The organism is Pirellulales bacterium, from assembly GCA_035939775.1.
In the GTDB taxonomy this organism is placed as follows: Bacteria; Planctomycetota; Planctomycetia; order Pirellulales; family DATAWG01; genus DASZFO01.
Window position 1 is genome coordinate 1 of sequence record DASZFO010000258.1, and the last position, 6,011, is coordinate 6,011.

7 protein-coding genes are annotated in these 6,011 nt (G+C 60.5%); 6 read left to right on the forward strand and 1 reads right to left on the reverse strand.

Going from position 1 to position 6,011, the window contains the following annotated elements; translation table 11 throughout:
* On the forward strand, nucleotides 1-198 hold a 198-nt coding region (gene prfA / locus VGY55_16210; protein ID HEV2971521.1), incomplete at its 5' end, for a peptide chain release factor 1.
* Between the two features lie 160 nt (nucleotides 199-358).
* Here prfA and efp read toward each other — a convergent pair.
* Complete coding sequence (efp, locus tag VGY55_16215) at nucleotides 359-928, reverse strand: elongation factor P (protein ID HEV2971522.1); 570 nt, start codon at nucleotides 926-928, stop codon at nucleotides 359-361.
* Nucleotides 929-1,200: 272 nt separating this feature from the next.
* Here efp and epmB point away from each other — a divergent pair, with 272 nt between their 5' ends.
* The 5 genes from epmB to VGY55_16240 all read left to right on the forward strand — a co-directional run.
* Complete coding sequence (gene epmB / locus VGY55_16220; GenBank protein HEV2971523.1) at nucleotides 1,201-2,226, forward strand: EF-P beta-lysylation protein EpmB; 1,026 nt, start codon at nucleotides 1,201-1,203, stop codon at nucleotides 2,224-2,226.
* The gene (locus VGY55_16225) at nucleotides 2,223-3,122 is read left to right on the forward strand and encodes a universal stress protein (protein ID HEV2971524.1); all 900 of its coding nucleotides are present in this window, start codon (nucleotides 2,223-2,225) and stop codon (nucleotides 3,120-3,122) included. Before epmB ends, VGY55_16225 begins: the two co-directional genes overlap by 4 nt.
* A gap of 801 nt (nucleotides 3,123-3,923) precedes the next feature.
* Complete coding sequence (locus VGY55_16230; protein ID HEV2971525.1) at nucleotides 3,924-4,121, forward strand: hypothetical protein; 198 nt, start codon at nucleotides 3,924-3,926, stop codon at nucleotides 4,119-4,121.
* On the forward strand, nucleotides 4,118-5,443 hold the full coding sequence (locus VGY55_16235; protein HEV2971526.1) for a PQQ-binding-like beta-propeller repeat protein: 1,326 nt from the start codon (nucleotides 4,118-4,120) through the stop codon (nucleotides 5,441-5,443). Before VGY55_16230 ends, VGY55_16235 begins: the two co-directional genes overlap by 4 nt.
* Nucleotides 5,444-5,601: 158 nt before the next feature.
* Nucleotides 5,602-6,011, forward strand: a 410-nt coding sequence (locus tag VGY55_16240; protein HEV2971527.1) for a metallophosphoesterase, incomplete at its 3' end; no start/stop codon positions are given.

A 6,011-nucleotide genomic window follows, 5' to 3' on the forward strand; every position in this document is an offset into this window, starting at 1 on the left:
ACGCTTGTCGGCTCCGGCGACCGCAGTCAGAAGATTCGCACCTACAACTTCCCGGAAAACCGCCTGACCGATCACCGCATCAACCTGTCGCTCTACAAGCTCGAAAACATCCTGGCCGGCAATCTCCAGCCGGTAATCGACGCTCTGCGCGACTACGACCGCCGCGAGCAGCGCGAGCAATTCGGGACCGTGGAGTGAGGCAATGACGAATGTCTAATGACGAATGTCTAAGGGATGACGAAATCCGAATGACGAATTGTTTGCGGCAAACTCATTAGTCATTCGCGCTTAGTCCCGCCGCGGCGGATCTTCGACATTCTTTCGACATTCGTGCTTCGACATTCGTCATTTCATCGCCTCAGCCCCTCGAGCGCTCGATGTATTCGCCCGTTCGCGTGTCGACCTTTATGAGGTCGCCGATGTCGACGAAAGCGGGGCAGGTGATCTCGGCCCCGGTTTCGAGTTTCACGGGCTTCGTGAGGTTCGTGGCGGTGTTGCCGCGCACGGCCGGCTCGCAATACTCGACTTTGAGCACCATATGGTTCGGCGGCTCGACGCTGATCGGATTGTTGTTGAACAGCATCATCTTGCAGACCGTTCCCTCCTTGATCCACTTCCAGGTGTCGTCGACCTGCTCCTTGTTCAGCTCGTATTGCTCGAAAGACTCGTTGTCCATGAACACGAAATGCTCGCCCTGACGGTAAAGATACTGAGCGTCGATCTCTTCGATGTCGGCGGCGTCGAGCGAATCGCCGCTCTTATACGTGCGGTCGAGCATCGTCTGCCGGACCAAATTCTTGAGCTTGCACTTGTAGAGCGCTTGCCCCTTGCCCGGTTTTACGAAATTGCACTCGACCATCAGATACGGGTCGCCGTCGAGCTGGACCTTCAGGCCTTTCTTGAATTGACTTGTGTTATAGCTGGGCACGGGTGATTCCTGCGGGAATGGTGAGAGCCGAGATTTGCTACTTCGTTTTCCGATGCAAAGCGTTATGCTACGGGAGATTGGCCCATCGGGCAACCCGCGTTCTTCGTGCGGACGGCGGGGCAAAACCGGTTTTTTATGAGGAGGCCAGGAATGCAGGAGATTGAGGGTTTTGGATCCGTCAGTCTGCCTTCCTGGCTTCATGGGTTCCTCATGAACCCTCGTTTCGGTTGAACTGTTTCACTGTCCGATTGGGCTTCGGAAGATCACGATACATGATTCTCTCTGCCGTCGAATCGCCTGCTCGTTCGCAGCATCCAGCGCCGTCCGCATGGCAAAACGCAATGAAGGAGGCGGTGCGGGATCCGCGGGAGTTGTGTCGGCTGTTGGGGCTGCCCGACGAGTTTGTTCGGCCGGCGATTCGCGCAGCGCGGTTGTTTCCGCTCTTTGCCCCGCGGAGCTATATCGAGCGCATCGAGCCGGGCAATCCGCACGATCCACTCTTGCGACAGATTCTTCCGCTTGAGGCGGAGGAGTATTCTCCCGCCGGCTTTACGGACGACCCGGTCGGCGACCTGGCCGCCGCGAAAGCGCCGGGATTGCTCCATAAGTATCACGGCCGCGTGCTGCTGGTGACGACTGGGGCCTGCGCCGTACATTGCCGCTACTGTTTTCGGCGGCACTTTCCGTACGAGCAATCGCCCCCGTCCGCCGCGGCTTGGAGCGAGTCGATTCGTGTGGTTGCCGCCGATGAGAGCATTCGCGAGGTGATCCTGAGCGGCGGCGATCCGCTGACCGTTGTTGACCCGCTGCTCGCCGAGTTGGCCGAACGGCTCGCGGCGATTCCGCACGTTGCCCGGCTGCGGATTCATACGCGGCTGCCGATCATGATCCCCGAGCGAATCAACGACGATCTGTTAGACTGGCTCCGCGGCACTCGCTTAACGCCGATCGTAGTGATTCACGCCAATCATCCGGCCGAGCTGCAAGGAACCGCCGCCGACGCCGTCGGCCGGTTGGTCGATGCAGGAATCCCGGTGCTGAATCAGTCGGTGCTGCTCCGCGGAGTGAACGACGATCTGGAAACGCTGGTCGCGCTGTCGGAACGGCTCGTCGATCTGCGGGCGATGCCGTACTATTTACATCAACTTGACCGAGTCACGGGGGCAGCGCATTTCGAGGTGCCGATCGCCCGCGGCTTGGAACTCATGGAAGGCCTCCGCGCTCGGCTCCCTGGTTATGCCGTGCCGCGCTATGTGCAAGAACAGGCCGGCTGGCCGCATAAGATACCGCTAAAATGAAAGTTCTCATCGGCGTTGACGGTTCCTCTGGTAGCTTCGAAGCGACGGCCTTGGCGAGTCAGTTGCTTTCGCCGGCCAAAGACCAGATTGCTTTCTACTACGCCCAAGCCGAGCTTCCGCAATTCGGAGCAGATAAGCCCGAGCTGCGAAAAGCGCTGGCCGAAGCCCTCTTGACTAAAGCCCGTGAACACTTGCCGGAAGGGTTTCGCGCGAAAGTAGAAACGGTCATCGGCGTGCAGCGGCCGGACCACGGGCTCGTGGTCGCGGCGCAGCGATGGCGGGCCGATTTGATCGTTGTCGGCGCTCGCGGACTCGGACCGATTCAGCGCGTGCTGCTAGGGAGCGTGTCGCAATCGGTCGTGCATGGCGCCGGCGTGCCGGTGCTCGTCGTGCGGCATGGCGTGCTGAGGCATGGTACATCGCTCAAGTTGCTATTGGGCTTCGACTCGGCGAACGCGGAAATGCAGGCCGACGTGCTGAGCGAATTCACCTGGCCCGCGGAAGCGAGCGGATGCGTGGCGGCTGTCGTCGAGACGATGCTTGCCAGTCCATTGCCGGATTGGCTCGAGCAGCAAGCCCGCGATGCCGAGAGCGAAGTGCTGGCCCAGGCTTGGGTTCGCAAGCATGAACATGAACTGGAATCGAGACGAAATCAACTGGCTGCCTATCAGCAGCAACTCCCGGCGCCGTTCCAAAAAACGCCGCCCCTGGTCATCGAAGGGCATCCGGCCGAGGAGATTCTGAAGTTCATCGACAGCGAATCGATCGACCTCGTGATCATCGGCCGCACCGTCTCCGGAGCCATGAAGCGGATGCTGATGGGCAGCACCTCGATCAAGGTCCTCACGCACGCTCCCTGCTCCGTGCTGGTCATTCCGCCGCTGGAAAGGCCGTAGGCGGGAATGACGAATGTCGAAACGGATCGGCAATGCTTGGGTAGGCCTCTCGACCTGGAACGGCGAAATCGGAGCGTAATGACAAATACCGAAACGGTTCGCGTCTTTTGCGAGATGGATGATCGACCTCCGCGAACGCATCCTGGAAGGATGCCAGCCATTAGCCGGCGGTCGAGGCCGCAGGCCGATACCGCCGGTTTCGAGCGGCGCCGAGTGGTCCGACCCTGGCAGGGGTCGCAGCGCTCTGGCACCCTTTCGGGGTGCTACGGTTTTCGATCAATCTTGACCGGGGGTATCAGTCTGACGGCCTCGACCCCCGGCTAATGGCTTGGAACCCTGCCGGGTTCTCAGAAACCGCCATTCCTACTTGCTGAATCGACATTGCCGCAAGACCGGCCGCCAAAAGGCAGCCGGTCTTTTTATGCGCCTTGTGCTAGAATGGCCCGCATGGCCTCCCCCGCTCCACACCGACGCTTCCAATTCAGCCCGATCCGATGACAGGGCCCGACTGCGAATTCTGTCGCAAGGAACTCACGCCAGAGCAATCTCTCGCGTCGATCATTTGCCTGCGCTTTCTACGGCTCGACCGGCGGCTGGCGGGGAATCGCAAGAATGTGAAGCCGGCAGGTCCGCTCTGTCCCGCCTGCTTGAAACGGCTGAAGGATTTGGGAGGCGAGCCGCGTTGCTAGCCGTGTGGGAGCGGCGACCGCCACGATCCAAGGACGCCACCAAAAGTTGCACGTGGTTCAACACTTGTAGCTTGCGTTGTATGATAGAAGAAACGTGCGGAGCTAGTTCTTCATGAAAACTCTAAGTATTCCCCTCCGGGTAGTCCTCTATCGAGATGACGGCGATTGGATCGCCCATTGTTTGGAGATCGACGTCTGCGGCGATGGTCCGAGCAAGGAGCAGGCGCTGGCCTTGATGACGACTGCCATTCAGATTCAAATCGAACAGTCACTTAAGCACCGAAATCCCCAAAACCTCTGCCCTTTATGAAACATGGCATCACGGCGGCTTCGCGAGCCGCGATTGTCCTTCTTTCATTCGCTCTCGCTGCACCCCTCTGCGCCGCCGATTGGCCGCAATGGCGCGGGCCGGAAGGGAATGGGGTGAGCCGCGAGCGGAATCTGCCGATCAATTGGAATTCAGAACGCGGCATTCTGTGGAAGACCGAGCTGCCGGAGTGGGGCGACAGCACGCCGGCCATCTGGGGCGATGCGATCTTCGTCACTTCGCACCACGACGACAATCTGCTGCTGCTGCGTATCGACAAGGCCAAGGGCAAGATCATCTGGACGCGCACCGTCGGCACCGGCACCGTCAAGCGGGCGCCGATCAAGCCGAAAGGCCCCGACGAACGCCGCGAGCAGAAGTTCCATAACTTGCAGAACCTGGCCAGCCCCTCGCCCGTGACGAACGGCAAAGTGGTGGTCGTCCATTTCGGCAACGGCGAGCTGGCCGCCTACGATTTCGACGGCAATCAGCTTTGGCATCGCAATCTTCAAGAGGATTATGGCAACTACACGGTCTGGTGGGGCCATGCCAATAGCCCTGTGATTTTCGGTAAGAATGTGGTCTCCGTTTGCATGGAAGATTCGCTGGCCGACATCGCCAAGCCGCCGGTCGAGAGCTATATCGTGGCTCACGATCTGCTCTCGGGCCGCGAACGGTGGCGAACGGTCCGCGCGACCGGCGCCAAGGCCGAGGAGTGCGATGCCTACACGACCCCTGTCTTCACCGAGGTCAATGGTCAAACGCAGATGATCGTGATGGGCGGCAATCAAGTCGATGCCTACGACCCGGCCACCGGCAAGCAGCTTTGGTATCTGCCGGGCATCATTGGCGGGCGGACCGTCACCGGCCCGACGATCGCCGACGGCCTCGTGTATGTGACGCAAGGGAAGAGCGGGCCGCTGCTGGCGGTCAAGATCGGCTCCGAGGGCGAACTCTCGCGCCGCGACGTCGTGTGGGACTACAAGCAGGGCACCCCCGACAGCTCCACGCCCGTCGTGTGGGAGGATCATTTGTTCGCGGTGACGGATCATGGCGTCGCCCGAGCCTTCGACGCGCATTCCGGCCGAGTCGATGACACGTTGCGGCTGAGCGGAGACTTCAAGGCCTCGCCGGTCGCCGCCGACGGTCGCGTCTATTTTCTCAACACGCGCGGCGTTTGCACCGTCGCCTCCGCCGGTTCGCATCTCGAAAAGCTCGCCGAGAACGAAATCGACGACGAAACGATTGCCTCACCTGCCATTTCCGACGGCCACATTTACCTCCGCGGCCACAAGGCCCTATGGTGCATCGGAAAGGATTTCTAGGGACGAGGGACGAAGGATGAGGGGCGACGAGGAGCGTAAACGGGAAACTCGAATCCTATGGCGATAGTCCTGTTGAATTCAATTTCGCGGCCATGCATTCTTAATCCGCAAGTCGGCGTCTATCCCTCGCCCCTCGCCCCTCCCCTCTCGTCCCTGTAATGCTTCTGGCCTGGCTCACTGATATTCATTTGAACTTTCTCGAAGCCGAGGAAGTTAGACAGTTCCTCGGCCAGGTGCGTTCCGCGGGGCCGGATGCCGTGCTGTTGACGGGCGATATCTCGGATGCCGCCGATGTCGTGCCTCGGCTCGCGCGGCTCGACGACGCCATCGGGCGGCCAATCTTCTTCGTGCTCGGGAATCACGATTTCTACGGCGGCTCGATCCACGGCGTGCGCGACGCGGTGCGCCAGCTTTGCCGCGAGCGGCCGAATTTGCGCTATCTGACCGGCGGGGAGCCGATCGAGCTTATTCCCGGCACAGGACTCATCGGCAACGACGGCTGGGCCGACGCGCGCTTCGGCGACTACGAGCACTCGTTCGTCATGATGAACGACTACAAGCTGATCGC

Bases quoted from the DNA above. Each gene is read 5' to 3' on its own strand.
- VGY55_16230 (HEV2971525.1), top strand. From the start codon at position 3,924: ATGAAAACTCTAAGTATTCCCCTCCGGGTAGTCCTCTATCGAGATGAC.
- epmB (HEV2971523.1), top strand. From the start codon at position 1,201: ATGATTCTCTCTGCCGTCGAATCGCCTGCTCGTTCGCAGCATCCAGCG.
- VGY55_16225 (HEV2971524.1), top strand. From the start codon at position 2,223: ATGAAAGTTCTCATCGGCGTTGACGGTTCCTCTGGTAGCTTCGAAGCG.
- VGY55_16235 (HEV2971526.1), top strand. From the start codon at position 4,118: ATGAAACATGGCATCACGGCGGCTTCGCGAGCCGCGATTGTCCTTCTT.